This is a genomic window from Achromobacter sp. JD-1 (genome assembly GCF_038594925.1).
GTDB lineage: Bacteria > Pseudomonadota > Gammaproteobacteria > Burkholderiales > Burkholderiaceae_B > Achromobacter > Achromobacter spanius_C.
Map to the genome: position 1 here is coordinate 114,225 of NZ_JBCGCS010000019.1, position 16,591 is coordinate 130,815.

Sequence of the window (16,591 nt, forward strand, 5' to 3'; positions counted from 1 at the left end):
CCACAAACGGAAGGGCTGAGCGTCGCGAGCTACGCTTCCCTGCTTTGCAAAAGGACCATTTGGTCCGGCACGGCCACCTGAGCCGTGCCGGGCGACGGCTGGAATAGTCGCCGCCGCTTTCCCAACGCACAAGCGCCGTTGCAGCCAACTCCGCAGCCACCCGTGGTGGTCGCGGTAGAGCAAGCCCAGGTTGCGGTGCTTCAGAAATTCCAAGGACGACATGGCGGCACCGCCCCGTGCGAGGGAAAATGCGGCAGCACATCGGCGGCCAGTTCCTCCAACACCTCGGATGCCGGGCGCTGCGAAAACTGTATCCCCAGGGCGGCGTGGTTCACGCCCGCCGCCTGCCACGCTTCCAGCAGCGCCATCAGGCCCTTGCGCCCAGTGCGCAGGACATAACCGCCGTGCAACGGCGTGCGCGGATGGTCGGGGTCGTCCACCAGATCTATCCATTCGTTGGTCATGTGCGGACGGAATGCACCACCAGGAATAAGGTCCCGCCAGGCACGGATTTTTTCGGCCAGATGCTGAGGGCCTGTGGGCGTATGGGTTGCGTTTGGGTACGTCAGCCAACCGTCCGCGTGCTCGGCAATCCACGCGAGCGACTGGCCGGACGAGCCCGTCACCATCATCGGAATCGCACCCGCGACGGGCTTGGGCAGGAACTCGGCGCCCTTGAAGCGCCCCAGCGGGGAATCGATGGCCAACAGCCCGGCCTGCATAAGCTGACGCATGTAGCTGAGCGCGTGGGCGAAACGCTCTGCCCGATCCCCGTGTTCCAGCCCATAAGCCGGGAATTCAATCGGCCTGTCACCAGACGCCACGCCCATCACCAGGCGGCCGCCAGACAACTGATCAATCGTTGTGGCGGCTTTGGCCAGATCGATGGGATGCCGCAAAGAGATAACGGCACTGCCCGTCGCCAGCGCCACATGCTTCGTTCGCGCGGCCAGGTAGGCCAGATAGGTGAAAGGGTCGAACACCTGTCCGGCATCCCCAAAGGACGGATCGAACAGGGGCACGTCACGGACCCACACGGCGGCGAAGCCCTGCCTGTCGATCTGGCTGACCAGGTCGGCCTGGCCGGCAAGCACCTTCATGTCGCCCGCGTAGTTGCGCAGTGGCAGGAAGATGCCGACGGTCAATTTATCCGGCGCGAACATGCGACGGTATCCGGGGTGTGCGAAAAACGCGGCGTAGGACGCGCCGCTCTTGTGGACGGGGAAGTTGCTTGCGTTCATTGGGATATGCCTTGTGTTCACGCGCCGGTTGCCGGTGCCGGCAACGTGATGCCCTTGCGGACGGCAGGTCGATCCGCCACACGCTCGTGCCATGCGCTCAAGTGACGATGCCGGCTGAAGTCGAAATGGACGATTCGCGCGATGTGCGTCCAGCCGAAATGGGCGATGTCCGCGATGGAGTAGTCGTCACCGGCCAGATAAGCGCGATCCGCCAGCACGCGATCCAGCACCGCGAACGCCCCTTCCGTCAGACGTCGATATCGGTCGATGGCGCTGGGGATGGGTTCCGGCGCAAAGAGCTCGAAATGCACGCGCTGGCCCAGCATCGGCCCCACGCTGGAGGCATGGAACTGCAACCACTTGATAGCTTCCCAGCGGGCAAGCGGGTCCGGGGGCAGCAGCTCGCCCGTCTTGTCGGCCAGGTACAGCAGAATGGCCGCGGATTCAAAAAGCACCACGCCCGTCTCGCTGTCCGCCAGCACGGGAATGCGACCATGCGGGTTCAGCGCAAGAAAGTCCGGCTGACGATGCTCGCCTTCATCGATGCGTACGTGGTGCAGGCGATACGGCAAGGAAAGCTCTTCAAGTGCAATGCTTGCCTTGAAGCCATTGGGCGAGCTGTCGGAATAAAGGTGCAACATAACGTCTATAGATAAACTAAATTACTGGATTCACAGGGGGAGCACGAATTCTCATTCTTTCGACGCGTAGATAGAAGCGATGCTTTCTACCGATTAAATTTAGTAAATCTAAACTTTAAATGACCTATCCCTTGCAAGCGCTGCGCACCTTTGTGGAAGTGGGACAGCGCGGCAGCATCAAGGCCGCGGCACAGGCGCTGCATGTCACGCCTGGCGCGGTAAGCCAACAAATTCGGTTGCTTGAAGACCGCCTGGGTGTTGTATTGCTTGAGCGCGAGCGCCTTGGCATGCGCCTGACCGCTGCGGGCGCAAGCTTCCATCCCAAGCTACAGAATGCGTTCCTTCAAATTGACCAGGCCGTGCATGCCTTGGAAGCGGCCAAGGGCGGCAAGAGCCTGACGGTCAGTACGGTGGCCGCGTTTGCGGCGTCTTGGCTGGTGCCCAGGCTGGGGCGCTTCAAGCAATTGCACCCTGATATCGAAGTCCGCGTGGAAGCCACGTCTGAGCTGGTTGACCTGCGCCGTGATCGCGTGGACGTGGCCTTGCGCCATGGGCTGGGCGACTATCCCGGGCTGGATGTCAGGCCGCTGATGGCGCCCGTCTTGATGCCGGTGGCTTCGCCCACCTTTATGCAGAACCAGCAGGCCGTGATCCGTGAAGCCCGCGATTGCCTGAACTATCCCCTGCTGCACGACTCCGACCGCGCGGACTGGCCGCTTTGGCTGAAGGCGCACGGCGTCGATGACGACGCGCGCGTGGAACGCGGTAGCGCATTCGAGGATGACTTCTTGCTGATCCGCGCGGCGGAAACGGGCCAGGGTTTGGCGCTGGTGCCTGAAGCCTATGCACAAGATGAAATCGCGGCGGGCCGGCTCGTACAGGTGCTGGACAAGCCGTGGCCAGCGCGATTCGCGTATTACGCGGTGACACGGCCAGGGGCTGCGGAACGCGCGCAAGTGCGTGCGTTCCTGGACTGGATAGGTGAAGAGGCTGCGTCCTAGCGCCGGCAATCTAATGCCCGCGTCGGGCCAAGGCTGCTCGCCACACCGTTGCTAAAACCCGACATCGACCCCGCGCACCATTTGTTGCAAATGCGAATCGATCGCAGTGATAGTAAGATCGCGCCTCTTTCAAAAATTCTCGGATCCTGGAATGCGGCGCGTCATCCTCTCGGCTTGTCTACTGAACACGGCAGTTCCCGTGGTGCTGGCCAATGACATCGGCGAGGCCAAGCCCATCGAGCTGGACGCGGTCAGCGTGTATGGCGATGCCGAGCGCGCCGATGGTCCGGTGATCGGCTATCGCGCCACCCGCTCCCTGAGCGCCACGCGCACCGACACCGCCCTGCATGAGGTGCCGCAATCCATCACCGTCGTGCCGCGCGACGTGGTCGAAGACACCGGCGCCACGCGCCTGGAACAAGTGCTGGACTACGCGGGCGGCGTCGGCCGCGCCAACAACTTTGGCGGGCAGGGGCTGACCACGGTGACCGTGCGCGGTTTCACCACCGGCGAGTATTACCGCAACGGCTTTCCCATGAATCGCGGCTATCCCAACGCGCCGGACTCCTACACGCTGGAACGCCTTGAAGTGATCCGTGGGCCCAACACCAGCTTGTATGGCCGGGGCGACCCTGGCGGCACGTTCAACGTGGTCACCAAGCAGCCCGAGGCTGAATCGCGCGTGACCGTGGGCACGCAGTTCGATACGCAAGGCATGCGCCGCGCCACCCTCGACACCACGGGCGCGCTGAACGAGGACGGCAGCCTGACCTACCGCGTCAACGCGCTGGCCGAAGGCGGCGACAGCTTCCGTGACGACGTCAGCACCGAACGCTATGGCATTGCGCCCGTGATCAGTTGGCAGCCCAGCGCCGCCACCCGCATCACGCTGGAAGCCGAGCTGATGCGCAACAACCATCCGCTGGACCGTGGCCTGACCCGCTACCCCAACCAGGCCGGACGCGCCTCGCGCGACACCAACGTGTGGGAAACCGGTACCGACAACAAGCTGCACAACGACAACAACCTGGTGCAACTGCGCTTTGAACACGCGCTGAACGACAACTGGAAGCTGGGCGGCGGCGCGCAATGGCTGGATGGAACCTTGAAGGGCAACGCGGTCGAAGCCAACGCGTTGCAAGCCGACGGCCGCACGCTGGGCCGCAACTTCAATTACCGCAAGCTGGACTGGACCGACCGCGACGTACAACTGAACCTGACCGGCAACTTCAGCACCGGCGGGCTGCGCCACACCTTGCTGACCGGGGTGGAGGTTGAAGACTACGACTACCAGTCGATCATCCAGCGTTCGGCCGCGGGCGCCAACGCCTACCCGATCGACCTCTTCGACCCAGTGCTGGGCCAGCCGCGCCCTGCCCTGACCCGCACCACCACGCACGACAAGGAAAACCTCAAGACCTGGGCCGCCTTTGTGCAGGATCAGGTGGCGCTGACCGAGCGCTTCAAGGTGCTGGCCGGCTTGCGCTTCGAGCACTTCGAACACACCTTCCGCGACCGGCTTCCCACAGGCACAAGCTGGCGCACCACGGATTCGGCCATCACGCCGCGTCTGGGCGTGATCTACGATCTGACCGACACGCTGGCCGTCTACGCCAACACGGCGCGCTCGTACAAGCCAAACACGGGCGCGGACCGCCAGGGCAACGGCTTTGACCCTGAAGAAGGCAAGTCTTTTGAGGTGGGCGCCAAATGGGAATTGCTGAACCAACAGTTAAGCGTTGACCTGGCGGCCTACCAGATCGACAAGACCAACGTACTGACCGTCGACCCCGCTGACTCCACCTACCGGGTGGCGGCGGGCAAGGTGCGCAGCCGGGGCTTCGACCTGAACGTGGCGGGCAACATCACGCGCGAATGGCGCGTGATCGGCGGCTACTCGTTCGTGGACGCCAAGGTGACGCAGGACAACACGCTACCCACGGGTACGCGCCTGGCCAACATCCCGCGCAACACGTTCAGCCTGCTGAACATGTATGAGTTCCACGAAGGCCCGGCGCGCGGCCTGGGCCTGGGGGTGGGCGTGCGCTATGTGGACGACCGCGCCGGCCAGACCACGGCAACGTCGTACAACATGGGCGCCTACGTGGCGGTCGATCTTTTCAGTTTCTATCAGGTGAACAAAAACCTGCGCGTGAGCCTGGACGTGACGAATCTGTTCAATCGCAATTACGACGAAGGCGCGTTCAACACCTACGTGTATCCGGGCGCGCCGCGTACCGCGCAACTGGGGATGAGCTATACCTATTGATGCGCGAAATCCACGCCCTGGCTCTCGACAACACCACCCAAGCGACCCGGCGCCGTTTGATTTGCCCAATACATATTCGTATGGCTGATCACGGCAGCCGGCGGCGGTGCGCCGTTGTGCGTCATGTCTACGGTTGTGTGGGCGTCGCCGACCAGCAGAGAAGATCGAAAGTGTTGACGGATGAGTGGCCTGGCATCAAGGGGGATCTTCCCGATCTCGCCCCCCGCCCCTTACCCGACAGCTTGAAACTTCAAAAAGCGTTGGCCTTCGTAAGCCAGCTCGCCCACGAATTCGAAGCCTAGCCTCGTCAGACCTTTCAGTCGGGGCCGACTCGGCGGCAGCAGGATGCTTACCGGGCCGATGCCAAGTTCATGGCGGCGGCTCATGACGTGGCGAAAGATCATCGCGCCCTGCCCCCAGTAGGCGGGCAGCAGCACCAAGGCAAAGTCGGCCTCGTCCCCTTCCTTCTGAAAGCCGCCCCAGCCTGCAAACCTGCCATCAATCCGCATGGCCCATGGCCCATACCCGTTCGTCAGCCACTGTGCGTCTTTTCCCTTGGCCCAGTCGGCGACAGATTGCTCGGTCCAATCGCCAGTCGCAAGCGGCATGTGGCGGATTACGTCGGGGTGATTCAGCAGGCCTAGCCAGTCTTCTGTCGGGATCTCGGAAAAAGCGTGCAGCGATAGGGCCATGTGTTGTCCCGTTGAAGGTTCTGGTTCGACGCTTGAGGCCGACAAATGAAAGAGGCAAGTTTACGGCGGCTTTCAGCTATGTCCGAACCAGCACCCTCTATCGCACCGTATCCAGCAACGCCTGGGCCTCCTGTCTGCGCCCGGCATCCGCCACTTCCCTGCCTGGCCGTGGCGGCGCCTTCAGTGCTTTCTCAAGATACGGAATGGCCTCCGTCTTTCGGTTTCGATAAACCAGGTAGTCAGCATAGAAGTAGTTCGCGTCGATGCCATCGGGGTTCAAGGCCAGCGCCTGTTGCAGCAGGGCTTCGGCCTTTTTGTTGTCGCCGAATCCCACCGGCCAGCCCGGCACCTTGTAGTACAGGACGCCCAGGCTGTTCAAGGCGGACCCGCCCAGCGCCTTGCTGTCGATCTGGATAGCCGTTTCATATTCCGCCTTGGCCTGCTTGGCCAGGCCCAGCGCCCCCAAGCCGCCTTTGGCGCCTGCCCAGGAGCTAAGAATGATCCCTTCCCAGATATGCGGTTCCGCCCGGGTGGCGTAACGCGCCGTCAGCGCATGCGCCTGTTGCGACAGCGCTTCGAAACGGGCCTCGCGCTGCTTGGCGGGTGTCTGGTACTGGATCACCGCCCAGTCGTTCTGCAGGGCGCTTATGCCTTGATCAAGCTCGGCGGGCGCGGCGAAGGCCGAGAGGGACAGTGCCGCGCTGGCCAGTAAGCCCGCGACGGCTTTCAGCAAGAAAAGTCTTTTAATCATGAAGAGGCTCCTGAAGGAAATTTCAAGGACATGAGCGCGCGGCGGTGTTTGGCGAATACACCGTCCAGCCACTCGGGACACAAGCCGTTCAGACGCGCGGCAATCGCTTCGACGCCGCCCGCGAAACGTTGACGCGATCGGCTTTGCAGCATGCGCGACACACAGGCCGCGACCGCCTCTGGCGTATCACTGGCGGAGCCGGTCGCTTGGTTGAATGCCTGGACCTGAAGCGAATTGAAAGGCGTTTCAATCGCTCTCGGTGCGTAGTACTGCACCCGGACGCTTGAGTCGGCGAGTTCGCGCCGCAACGACTCGGTATAGAGGCGAAGCGCGGCCTTGCTGGCGCCGTAGACCGAGAACCCGGGCACCCCCAGGCTGCCCAACGTAGACCCGATGTTCAACACCTGCGCGCGCGGACGGCTACGCAATAGCGGCAGCATCCCCGCCGTCAGCATCATGGGCGCCACGACATTGGTTTCCATCACGCGACGGGCGTCGTCGCTCTGCACGTCCTGCGCGGGCCCAAACGCCGCGAGCGCCGCGTTGTTGATCAGCACATTTGCACTTCGGGCCTCGGCGGCGTCGATGATCGCTGCACGACCGTGATCCGTCGTCACGTCCACCACCAAGGCGTCGACGCGCGTGCGGTGCTGCGCGCCGGCATTCAACGATTGCGCCAACGCCAGCAGCGGCCCCGCCGTGCGCCCGATCAAAAGCAGACGCGCGCCTTCGGCGTACAGTTGCCGAGCAATCGCGCTGCCCAGCCCCCCTGCCGCGCCGGTCAACACGATGGAGGCATCGCGCGGGCTCATGCGGCCTCCGTTTGCATCTGCGGACGTGGCAGTGCACGGAAAATTGCACCGTAAAGCGCGTAGAACATATTGGCGGCATGAATCACCGCGGCCTGGTCGCCGGCATCGTCCAGGCGATTCATCAGTTCGGCAAAGTGCGCGGTGTGTTCCTGGTCCAGCGTGCCATGCGAGCGCAAATAGCTGAAGGCGGATGCCGGAAGCGCCAGATTCTGCTGAATCTGATCGGCCGCGTTCAACGCCAGGGCGACGCTGGTCCCTTCCAGCACATGAACCATCCCGAAAAAGCCCATCGGGTTCTTGCGGGCAATGGTGTCATAGGCATAGGCCACCATTACCTCGGTCTGTGGGCCAGGCCCGGCCTGGCGGACCTCGTCGGCATCTTGGCCCAGCGCCCGCAGATCGTTCAGGATCCAGGCATCGTGCCCGGTTTCCTCTTCGATGTACTCGTCGATGGGCGCCAGCATCCAGGCCAGTCGGGCCGGCATGCGGGCACGGGCCGCATGCATCAGCGGCACGGTATGGCTGACGTGGTGGTAGGCCTCACGCAGGAACGCGATGTAGGCGGGCAAGGCGACGTTGCCGCGCAGGCAATCCTGGATGATCGGAGTCGCCACCAGCGATTCCCGGCTTTCACGGGTCTGAGCAAGCAGTTTGTCGAAAAAAGTCATGACGATTTACACCAGAGGTTGTGCGGATTTCCGCGAAAACAGGTCGGTATGCCGGTCCGCCACCGCCGCGCGGCGCGGACGACCGTTGGCGGTGGCCATGCCGCTTGCGGCGCCGAACTCGGCCCGCGCGCGCATCCAGGGGCCGATCCGTGCGTAGTCGGGAAGCGCGGCGTTGGCGCTATCGATGCTGGCGCAAATGGCCTCGTCGCTGGCATTGCCCAGCGGCCAGATCACGGCGCCCAACTGAGGCTGGCCTTCACCCAGCACCACGGCCTGGGCGATAGCGGGCTGGTTCGTCAGCCGCAGCTCTATCCATTCCGGCGACACGTTGCGCCCGTAGCCCGTGATCAGCAGATTTTTCTTGCGTCCATCAATGTGCAGGAACCCCGCTTCGTCCAGCCGCCCCAGATCGCCAGTAGGCAGCCACTGCCGTGGCGCGGCCTGCTGGCCCAGGTAGCCCAGCGCATGCGTGCCGGCCACCTCGATTTCACCGTCGGCGGTCACGCGCAGACGGGCATGCGGCAAGGGGCGGCCCGCCGAACCCGGACAATCGGCGCCGGGCAAATTCAAGGTTTGCACCGAGCAGGCTTCGGACAGGCCATAGCCTTCGTAGGCGGGCAGCCCGTGCGCGCGGGCGGCGGCCAGCAAGTCCGCGCCCACCGCCGCGCCGCCTACCGCCATCAAGCGAAGGTCGGAAGGCGCGCTGGCGCCTGTTGCCCGCAGCCAGCCGGTATACGCACGCAGCATTTGCGGCAGGACGATGACGCTTTGCGCCTTGGCATCGACAAGCGCCGCATGAAAGATGGCGGGATCAAAGCGGGATGAACCCTGCAGCCCGGTTTCGCTCAATGCGCGCACGGTAATGGCCGCGCCCTCGATCAGGGGCGAATAGACGCCGGCAATGTTTTCCAACAGCACGGGAAGCGGCAACGCAGTCAGGTGGCGGAGGATGCCTAGCGGCCTTGTCGCCGCCGCCAGACTGGCGGCGACGGCCAGCATTTCCCGGGCGCCCAGGCACACCCCCTTGGGGCTGCCGGTGGAGCCAGACGTGAATGTGATCTTCGCAGTGCCATGCGGCAGTGGCGCGGAGGGCGCGGCGCGCCGGAACAGCGCCAACGAGTCCGGCAAGGACTCGGCCACGTCAAAGCCGAAGGCGTGCAACATGGCTTGCGTCGACGAGGACGCCACGACGGTATTCACGCCCGCCGCGTCCAGCGTTTGACGCCACTGCTCCGGCGTGTAGAACAAGGGCAGCGGCACATGCACCACGCCCGCCAGCAAGCACGCCAGGTCGTGGACGATCCAGTCGGCGCCGTTGTCCATCAACGACGCGGTGACGTGTGCGTGATGTGTCGCAAGCAGGTCGGCCCGCGTTTGCACGCGGTGAATCAGGGCGTCGTAGTCCCATGATTCCTTGGCGGTGTGGACGGCAAGGCGGCCGGCGCGGCTCGGGTCCCGCAATAGGGAAAAGAACTCGGCGGCGTTCATGCGTCCTGCTCCGGAAAGTGTTCAAGAATGGCGTGCAGGCGTCCCGCGAAAACATGGGGTGCATGGGCGTAGTAGTCGCCCCAATCGCCACGTTCCTGCTCATTCAGGTGATCGGAAGTGGCCGCTGAAATCGGCTGATGCGCCAGGCCCATGCGGGCGAACAGGTGGTGCAGTTCGCTGGTCAGCGTGCTGACCGCCCAGTCAAAGCCCTGCTGGTGCAGGTGGCGGGCAAGCAGCGGCACCAGCAACCGCCCGCCGCCAGGCCGAACGGCGGCGAACTGACCGGCTTCGACGATCAGGCGGCGCGCCACCGGGGCGTTCTGGTCACGCAGATACTGCTCGATCGGCGCCGCCAGGTAGCGTTCAAGAAACAAGGGATCGTCCGCGCCCCGATAGCCGGCCGCCGCGAGGATTTCTCCGTCTTCCTGCACGCTGACGAGCGTGGGCAGCCAATCTTTGAGCGTTGCGCCGAATCGTTGCTGATAGCGTTGATGAATGTAGGTTTCCACGCGGCCACGCATGGGGTCGCCGACAGGGTGGATGTGCAGGGTACGGGGTATAGGCCTTGGCTGTGCAGCGATCGATATCTGCGTGGTCGACGATGAAAACTTGGTTTGCGGCATACTGGCATCCGGTCGATGTGGCGTCGGTTTATCGACATCTCGTGCGCAGCTTAGGCAGCCAACCTTAATGAGAAATTAACGGGTACGCGGTGGTAATCTCAGCCGAACATGGCGCGAAAGAAAATGGCGCGAAGGCAATAAATGAGAATCCTCATCATTGAAGACGACCCGCTGATCGGCGATGGCTTGAAATCCGGCCTGCGCTTGCTGGGCTATGCCGTCGACTGGTTCACCAACAGCCGCGAAGGCGACCAGGCCATGGACGTGGTGCACTACGATGCCGTGGTGCTGGATCTTGGCTTGCCGGGCGAAGACGGCGTGGCGTTGCTCAAGCGCTGGCGCCGTGGCGGACGCAGCTTGCCGGTCGTCATTCTGACGGCACGCGAAGCTGTCGAAAGCCGCATCGCGGGGCTGGATGCCGGCGCGGACGACTACCTGATCAAACCCATCACGCTGGATGAGCTGGCGGCACGCTTGCGCGCGGTGACACGGCGCGTGGCGGGCAAGCCCGAACCCGTGTGGCGCCATGGCCACCTGGACTACCACCCCGCCCTGCACGAAGTGCACTGGAAGGGGCAAAAAGTGGATCTGACCACGCGCGAAGCGCTGCTGCTTGAACTCTTTCTCACCCATCCCAACCGCGTCCTTACCCGCGATTTCATCCGCGACAAACTCTACGACTGGGACTCGGAACTTGAAAGCAATGCGCTTGAGGTATTCGTACACCACCTGCGCAAGAAGATTCACCCCAAGATCGTGCGCACCGTGCGGGGATCGGGCTACGCGCTGGGTCAAGTGGACGCTGACTCATGACCTTGCAACGCAGGCTTATCGTGGCCGTACTGCTGGCTGCACCATTCGCGTGGCTGATCACCATCGCCGGGACCTACTGGCGTGCCTCGCACGAGATCAACGAGCTTTACGACACCGACATGCTGCGGCTCGCGCAGCAGACGCTGGCTATCTCGGCGCTGATTCCCCCGTCAGCCACCCTCTTGCCCACGCCCGCGAAGACGCCGTCATCGGCCAATACGGGCGATGCCGGGCTGGGCGATCTTTCCGTTGCGATCTGGCGCGGCGCCAGCGCCCCGCTGGTGCTTGATCCCGAAGCGATGCAGTTTCCGCGCGAGGGGAATAGAGAAGGATTTTTCGACAGCGTCGTCAGCGGCGAGGCCTGGCGGCTGGTCTATCTGAGCGACCCCGCCAACCAAACGCGCATTGCTGTCGGACAGCGCATCGGCGAACGCAACGACCTGGTGGTTGCCTACATCGCTGGCCAGATTGTTCCCTGGCTGGTGGGGCTGCCCGTGCTGATCGCTTTGCTGATCTTCGCCGTGCGCCAGGCGATGCGGCCGGTACGAGATCTATCGAAGCAGTTGGAACGACGCCGCCCCGATGACGCCACGCCCTTGTCAAGCTCGCAAGTACCGGGCGAACTGAAGGTTCTTACGGACGCGATGAACGGCTTGCTGGCGCGCGTCGGAACGTTGATCGAACAAGAGCGGCGCCTGACGGCGGACGCCGCCCACGAGTTGCGCACGCCCTTGGCGGCAGTACGGGCCCAATGGGATGTCGTGCAGCGTACCCAGGACCCCGCTGCAAAACGCCAGGCACAGGAGAGCGTTAGTCGCGGGATGGAAAGGCTGGACCGGCTGGTATCGCAATTGCTGATCATGGCCCGGCTGGACAGTGCCAACCACGCGGACTTTGGTGGCTCGGTCGATTGGCGTGTCGTGGCCGAACAAGCGGTGGGGGATTGCCTGTGGATCGCGGATCGGCGCGACATCGACATCGCCGTGGAGTGGCCCCAAACCGGTGTGCTGCCGTTGCCGATGGCGGGCGATGAAAACGCGCTGACGATCATGCTCAAGAACATTCTGGACAACGCGATACGCTACGGCCCCCGGCATTCGCGCGTACGCCTGACGTTTTCGGCAACGGACATCACCGTTGACGATGAAGGCCCGGGCATCGCGCCCGACATACTACCCAGGCTGGGCGACCGATTCTTGCGCGCGGCGGGCCACGAAGAAGCCGGCAGCGGGCTGGGCGTATCCATCGCTCGCCGCATTGCGCAGAACCACGGCATGAACATCCGCTTTGCGATGCGCGAGGCGGCAACTGACTTCGGCCCCGGGCTGCGTGTGACGATACGGCGCGGCGCGTAACGCGGCTGGCATCCCGGCTGACAGGGAAGGCACGGCTTTTACCTGCGCGGCCGCTTGCCGTCGTGCTTGCCGTCGTGTTTGCCTTCGTGCCTGGGTTGGTCTGGCCGCGTATCCACCGCCAGGCACAACAGCGCCGTCAACAATGCCAGCCCCACATGCCCCATATACAGCGGCGAGAAATCCGCATGGCTGACTGCGCCCTGCCCCAGCAGCAACACCGTGATCGCCACGCCCATTACCCCGCCGATCTGGCGCGTGGCCTGGTTGACGGCGCTGCCCACCGCGTAGTGTTGCGCCGGCAAGCGGCTGACGGCGGCGCCCGACAAAGACGGCAGCACCATCCCCACGCCGATGCCGCTTAACAGCAGGCCCGGCAACCACTGCGTCAGATAAGCGGGTTGTTCGCCGGGCACCAGCAAGAACCACAGGCCGCTGGCCGCGTAGATCAAGGAACCCATCACCAGGAACGGCCGGTGACCCAGGCGTGCCGCCAGGCGGCCGGTAATGATCGCCGTCGGCATGACCAGCAAGGGGCCGGGCGTGACCGCCAGGCCCGCGCGCGGCAGGCTGTAGTGCCACACGCCCGTCATGTAGAAGAAGAAGGCGAAGAACATCATCGCGAACGCAATGCCGAAGCTGAGCGTGGCCAGGTTCACATAGCGGTACGTGCGATGCTTGAACAATGCCAGATCCACCAGCGGATGCGGCGTGGATCGCGCCCAGGCCACGAACGCGCCCATCGACACCACGCCCACCGCCGCCACCACCAGCAGTTCCACGCGGGTCCAGGTTGGGGATTCCGATTGCACCGTCGCCAGCGCCAGCGCGCCCACCGCCACCATCAACAAGACCATGCCCACGCCATCCACACGGCGGCGCACCTCGGGCTTGACCGATTCCTTCAACAGTCCGGCGCCAAACCAGAGCGACACGGCGCCCAGCGGCAGATTGATGTAGAACGCCCAGGGCCAGCCCGCCATGTCCACCACGAATGCCCCCAGGCTGGGGCCGATGGCCGCGGCCAGGGCACCCACCGCGCCCCACAAGCTGACCGCCACCGCGCGCTTTTGCGGGGGAAACACCGCCAACACAATCGACAGGGACGCCGGCATCAACAGCGCCGCGCCAACCGCCTGCAACACGCGCGCGGCAATCAGCCACCCCACATTGCCGGCCAAGCCGCAAGCGGCGGAAGCAGCCAGGAACAAGGCCACCCCCATCATGAACATGCGCTTGCGACCATGCGTGTCGGCCAGGCCGCCCGACGGAATCAGCATGGCCGCGAACACCACGGTGTAGGCGTTGAGCACCCAGGACATATCCGCGGCCGACGCCTGGGGAAAGCCCGCGCGCAAAGCGCCGAACGCCGCGTACAGCATGGTGGCGTCCAGCGACACCAGGAACACGGCGATGCTGGCCACCCAGAAGACGGGCCAGGGGGAAGCCGTGACGGGCGCGGCGGTGAGCGCTGCGGGCGCTACCGCGGGCGCGGTGGTCGGCGCGGTGGTCGGCGGCGTTTGAGAATGCGCGTTGGCATGCATGGTGGTCTTTGCCCCGCGCCTACAGGTAAACGGACGGATTGGCCGACAAACCTTGCTTCACCTGGCGAGTCCGCTCATCGGCCAACACCTCTTCCGCACCCGCCTCCAGGCCATCGAACGCCTGGTTGACGATGGAATCCGGTGTGGACTTTGGCGCATCTATGCCCTTGGTCAGATCGGTATCGACAAACCCCATGTGCAAGCCCAGCACCTGCGTGCCCTGCGCGCGCAAGTCGTGACGCAAGCCGTTCGTCATGGCCCAGGCGGCCGACTTGCTCATCGCGTACAGGCCCAGCGGTTGGCCGTTGATCCAACTGGCGATCGACAGCACGTTCAGCAACGCGCCACCGCCATTGGCGGCCAGCACGGGCGCGAAGGCCTGCGCCACGCGCAACGAACCGAACACATTGATATCCAGATGGCGTTGCGCAGATTCGATGGCGTCGGCGTCCAGAAAGCCACCCATGGCCGCGATGCCCGCGTTGTTGATGACCAGCGTCACGTCCTTGGCGTGCGCCGCGGCGGCCTCCACACCGGCGGGGTTGGACACATCCAGCTTGATGGCCTCGACCCCAGGCAGGGTGATCGTGGACGGATCGCGCGCGGCGGCGTACACCTTGCGGGCGCCACGGGCCAACGCGACGCGCGCAAAAGCCAAACCCAGACCGCGGTTGGCGCCGGTAATCAACACGACTGCATTCTTGAGATTCATGATGGGGTCCTTGTCGGGAAGTAGAGACTGCTGACTGGTTTAAATATGATGATCATCATATTTATGTCGGGTAAAAAGGCCGCGCACGGCGGCCTGGAAATCGGTAGGCGGTCAAACTCATGAGGCGGTCCCGGTGTCGTACTGGTCCAGGATGGTCTGGCGGGCCGACGCCAGCACGGCGCGCCCTTCGGCGTTATCGCCCAGCGCGCGCGCCAGTTGCAGCGCACCCACCAGCGTGCTGGTCACCCCAGCGGCGGCATGTTCGCCCGCGTCCGGGGGCAAAACTTCACGCACCGCCTGCATCAGCCGCTGCACACGCGCGGCCGACACCTCGCGCACTTCAGGCGACTGGCGCGGCATCTCGGAAGCCAGCGCCGCCACCGGGCAACCCCGTTCGCAACCTTGCAGATGCGCGTCGCCCAGATAGGCGTCCACCCAGGCTTGCAGCGCGCTGGCGCCCTCGGCCTGGCGCTTGGCCACACTTTGCATCATGCGCGATGCACCATCGCGCCCGGCACGTTCCATCGCGGCAGCCAACAGCGCGTCGCGCGACGGAAAATGCGCGTAGAACCCGCCGTGCGTCAGGCCGGCTTCCCTCATGATGTCGGCCACGCCCACGCCGGCATACCCTTCCCGACGGATGGCGCGCGCGGCGGCGTCAACAATCCGTTCGTGAGAAAGCGCCTTGCGGTTCGAGGGGCCAGACATGCTCGGGATCCTGAAATATGATGATCATCATATTAATCCCGCAAAAATCCGGCGCGCAAGAAGAATGTGGGGGATTTTGTAACTGCTGGAGTCGTAACTACGGGCGGTTCAAAGCGGGGGTTTCAACTACAGCAGCCCCGCCCACAGGCGCCGTGCCTAACGCCAGACCTCGGGTTCGACGCTGACCTCGCCCTTGTCGGCCGAGAAATACACAATGCCGTCCGAGATGTTGGCGTTCAGTTGCATGGTGCGCTCGGCCAGCTTGGCCAGCGCCCGGCTCTGATCGGACGGCAGGTTCACCACCTTCAGGTTGCGGGTGCGTTCCAGCTTGTTACGCACGCCGTCCCACCAGATCTTGCTGGCCGACCCGCCGTAGCAATAGATGATGACTTCGTCGGCACGCCCACAAGCACGCAGAATGCGGCGCTCTTCGGGCTGGCCCACTTCGATCCACAGCTTGACCGCGCCGGTCAGGTCCTTGACCCACAAGTCAGGTTCGTCGGTGTCGCTCAAACCTTTGGTGAATGCCAGTTCTTCCTGCGCATGCAGCGCAAACGCCACCAAGCGCACCATCATACGTTCGTCCGTTTCAGAGGGGTGGCGGGCGACCGTCAGCGCATGGCTGCCGTAGTAATGGCGGTCCGTGTCGGCGACGTTGAGTTCGGCCTTGTAGATGGTGGCGCGCAGGGCCATGGCGAAAAATCCGTAGTGAATGGTGCGAATTGCGTGAAGCCCGCCATGATACCGCCTGGCCGGAAGTCATGCGGGGATTGGACCGGATGACGGGCGCGGTGTTTATTGCGTTTGGGTTGAAATTGGCGTTGGAGTGGGGGTAGGTTTTTTTGCGGGGGTGGGTGATGGGTTACGCGCGATGGAGGTTGGCGTTTTTGTTCAAGGCATGCCGCGCTTCACCCATCCTACAGTGGTGAGGTCCGTGCCATGGGTAACATCGGCCGGCAGCAGGGAATAACTAGCGCGGCAAGCACCGCCCAAATGCCAAAAAAGGCCGCCCGCGCGGCCGGCTTTGGCGGCCCTGCAAGGCCTTCCGCCAAACCACCCCCGAGGCAAGAATGCCAAGCACACCGCTCGCCCCGGCATCCGTCACCGGCTATGGCTGGAGCGTTTGGCGTTGGGGCGAGGGTGAGCGAGGCGAGTCGATGCGCCCGAGGGAATCCGAAGGCAGCCGCCGCAGGCGGCAACGAGATTCTATGGTTTGGGTCAACCCATAACCGGCCGCAATTTCCCAGGATCGAAGGACTGACCAGTGCGCCAGACC

Annotated in this window: 16 protein-coding genes; 4 read left to right on the plus strand and 12 right to left on the minus strand. The window is 64.0% G+C overall.

Features of this window, described 5'->3' with window-relative positions:
* Positions 1-200: 200 nt before the first annotated feature.
* On the minus strand, positions 201-1,163 hold the full coding sequence (locus tag WBR68_RS24375; protein WP_127186312.1) for an LLM class oxidoreductase: 963 nt from the start codon (positions 1,161-1,163) through the stop codon (positions 201-203).
* A 95-nt stretch (positions 1,164-1,258) separates the two neighbouring features.
* Positions 1,259-1,882: a glutathione S-transferase family protein gene (locus WBR68_RS24380; protein ID WP_230695483.1), complete on the minus strand. Its 624-nt coding sequence runs from the start codon at positions 1,880-1,882 to the stop codon at positions 1,259-1,261.
* Between the two features lie 119 nt (positions 1,883-2,001).
* Between WBR68_RS24380 and WBR68_RS24385 the strand changes: the two genes are divergently transcribed.
* Positions 2,002-2,883 (plus strand): LysR substrate-binding domain-containing protein, encoded by an 882-nt coding sequence (locus WBR68_RS24385; RefSeq protein WP_230695484.1) that lies wholly within the window; start codon positions 2,002-2,004, stop codon positions 2,881-2,883.
* A gap of 151 nt (positions 2,884-3,034) precedes the next feature.
* Positions 3,035-5,152 carry a TonB-dependent siderophore receptor gene (locus tag WBR68_RS24390; protein ID WP_230695485.1) on the plus strand — a complete coding sequence of 706 codons (2,118 nt, stop codon included), beginning with the start codon at positions 3,035-3,037 and terminating at the stop codon, positions 5,150-5,152.
* Positions 5,153-5,382: 230 nt separating this feature from the next.
* On the opposite strand, the gene WBR68_RS24395 is transcribed toward WBR68_RS24390, so the two are convergent.
* From WBR68_RS24395 to WBR68_RS24420, 6 genes are all read right to left on the minus strand, one after another.
* Positions 5,383-5,844 carry a GNAT family N-acetyltransferase gene (locus WBR68_RS24395; RefSeq protein ID WP_127184266.1) on the minus strand — a complete coding sequence of 154 codons (462 nt, stop codon included), beginning with the start codon at positions 5,842-5,844 and terminating at the stop codon, positions 5,383-5,385.
* 97 nt (positions 5,845-5,941) lie between these two features.
* Entirely contained in the window at positions 5,942-6,595 is a 654-nt protein-coding gene (locus WBR68_RS24400; protein WP_083447526.1) for a hypothetical protein, read from the minus strand.
* Entirely contained in the window at positions 6,592-7,407 is an 816-nt protein-coding gene (locus WBR68_RS24405) for an SDR family oxidoreductase (protein ID WP_127184265.1), read from the minus strand. The genes WBR68_RS24400 and WBR68_RS24405 overlap by 4 nt, the downstream gene beginning before the upstream one ends.
* Entirely contained in the window at positions 7,404-8,075 is a 672-nt protein-coding gene (locus WBR68_RS24410; RefSeq protein WP_050449327.1) for a TenA family transcriptional regulator, read from the minus strand. Before WBR68_RS24410 ends, WBR68_RS24405 begins: the two co-directional genes overlap by 4 nt.
* Positions 8,076-8,081: 6 nt before the next feature.
* Complete coding sequence (locus WBR68_RS24415; protein ID WP_230695486.1) at positions 8,082-9,563, minus strand: AMP-binding protein; 1,482 nt, start codon at positions 9,561-9,563, stop codon at positions 8,082-8,084.
* Entirely contained in the window at positions 9,560-10,186 is a 627-nt protein-coding gene (locus tag WBR68_RS24420; protein WP_050449329.1) for a thermostable hemolysin, read from the minus strand. The genes WBR68_RS24415 and WBR68_RS24420 overlap by 4 nt, the downstream gene beginning before the upstream one ends.
* A gap of 141 nt (positions 10,187-10,327) precedes the next feature.
* On the opposite strand from WBR68_RS24420, the gene WBR68_RS24425 reads away from it, so the two are divergent.
* Both WBR68_RS24425 and WBR68_RS24430 read left to right on the plus strand, forming a co-directional pair.
* Positions 10,328-10,999, plus strand: a complete 672-nt coding sequence (locus WBR68_RS24425) for a response regulator (protein ID WP_050449330.1) — start codon at positions 10,328-10,330, stop codon at positions 10,997-10,999.
* A complete protein-coding gene (locus WBR68_RS24430; protein ID WP_230695487.1) occupies positions 10,996-12,354 on the plus strand; it encodes an ATP-binding protein in 1,359 nt (452 codons plus the stop codon). The genes WBR68_RS24425 and WBR68_RS24430 overlap by 4 nt, the downstream gene beginning before the upstream one ends.
* A 38-nt stretch (positions 12,355-12,392) precedes the next feature.
* Here WBR68_RS24430 and WBR68_RS24435 read toward each other — a convergent pair whose 3' ends face one another.
* The 4 genes from WBR68_RS24435 to WBR68_RS24450 form a co-directional block, all read right to left on the minus strand.
* Positions 12,393-13,895 carry an MFS transporter gene (locus WBR68_RS24435; RefSeq protein WP_230695488.1) on the minus strand — a complete coding sequence of 501 codons (1,503 nt, stop codon included), beginning with the start codon at positions 13,893-13,895 and terminating at the stop codon, positions 12,393-12,395.
* Between the two features lie 19 nt (positions 13,896-13,914).
* Positions 13,915-14,607, minus strand: a complete 693-nt coding sequence (locus tag WBR68_RS24440; protein WP_230695489.1) for an SDR family oxidoreductase — start codon at positions 14,605-14,607, stop codon at positions 13,915-13,917.
* A gap of 117 nt (positions 14,608-14,724) precedes the next feature.
* Positions 14,725-15,315 carry a TetR/AcrR family transcriptional regulator gene (locus WBR68_RS24445; protein ID WP_230695490.1) on the minus strand — a complete coding sequence of 197 codons (591 nt, stop codon included), beginning with the start codon at positions 15,313-15,315 and terminating at the stop codon, positions 14,725-14,727.
* A 156-nt stretch (positions 15,316-15,471) separates the two neighbouring features.
* Positions 15,472-16,008, minus strand: coding sequence for a YaeQ family protein (locus tag WBR68_RS24450; RefSeq protein ID WP_050449334.1), 537 nt, complete (start codon positions 16,006-16,008; stop codon positions 15,472-15,474).
* Positions 16,009-16,591: the final 583 nt, after the last annotated feature.

What these genes read in the sequence shown, in the direction of transcription:
- WBR68_RS24375 (WP_127186312.1), bottom strand. Translation starts at nt 1,163, where the DNA reads ATGTTCGCGCCGGATAAATTGACCGTCGGCATCTTCCTGCCACTGCGC.
- WBR68_RS24380 (WP_230695483.1), bottom strand. Translation starts at nt 1,882, where the DNA reads ATGTTGCACCTTTATTCCGACAGCTCGCCCAATGGCTTCAAGGCAAGC.
- WBR68_RS24385 (WP_230695484.1), top strand. Translation starts at nt 2,002, where the DNA reads ATGACCTATCCCTTGCAAGCGCTGCGCACCTTTGTGGAAGTGGGACAG.
- WBR68_RS24390 (WP_230695485.1), top strand. Translation starts at nt 3,035, where the DNA reads ATGCGGCGCGTCATCCTCTCGGCTTGTCTACTGAACACGGCAGTTCCC.
- WBR68_RS24395 (WP_127184266.1), bottom strand. Translation starts at nt 5,844, where the DNA reads ATGGCCCTATCGCTGCACGCTTTTTCCGAGATCCCGACAGAAGACTGG.
- WBR68_RS24400 (WP_083447526.1), bottom strand. Translation starts at nt 6,595, where the DNA reads ATGATTAAAAGACTTTTCTTGCTGAAAGCCGTCGCGGGCTTACTGGCC.
- WBR68_RS24405 (WP_127184265.1), bottom strand. Translation starts at nt 7,407, where the DNA reads ATGAGCCCGCGCGATGCCTCCATCGTGTTGACCGGCGCGGCAGGGGGG.
- WBR68_RS24410 (WP_050449327.1), bottom strand. Translation starts at nt 8,075, where the DNA reads ATGACTTTTTTCGACAAACTGCTTGCTCAGACCCGTGAAAGCCGGGAA.
- WBR68_RS24415 (WP_230695486.1), bottom strand. Translation starts at nt 9,563, where the DNA reads ATGAACGCCGCCGAGTTCTTTTCCCTATTGCGGGACCCGAGCCGCGCC.
- WBR68_RS24420 (WP_050449329.1), bottom strand. Translation starts at nt 10,186, where the DNA reads ATGCCGCAAACCAAGTTTTCATCGTCGACCACGCAGATATCGATCGCT.
- WBR68_RS24425 (WP_050449330.1), top strand. Translation starts at nt 10,328, where the DNA reads ATGAGAATCCTCATCATTGAAGACGACCCGCTGATCGGCGATGGCTTG.
- WBR68_RS24430 (WP_230695487.1), top strand. Translation starts at nt 10,996, where the DNA reads ATGACCTTGCAACGCAGGCTTATCGTGGCCGTACTGCTGGCTGCACCA.
- WBR68_RS24435 (WP_230695488.1), bottom strand. Translation starts at nt 13,895, where the DNA reads ATGCATGCCAACGCGCATTCTCAAACGCCGCCGACCACCGCGCCGACC.
- WBR68_RS24440 (WP_230695489.1), bottom strand. Translation starts at nt 14,607, where the DNA reads ATGAATCTCAAGAATGCAGTCGTGTTGATTACCGGCGCCAACCGCGGT.
- WBR68_RS24445 (WP_230695490.1), bottom strand. Translation starts at nt 15,315, where the DNA reads ATGTCTGGCCCCTCGAACCGCAAGGCGCTTTCTCACGAACGGATTGTT.
- WBR68_RS24450 (WP_050449334.1), bottom strand. Translation starts at nt 16,008, where the DNA reads ATGGCCCTGCGCGCCACCATCTACAAGGCCGAACTCAACGTCGCCGAC.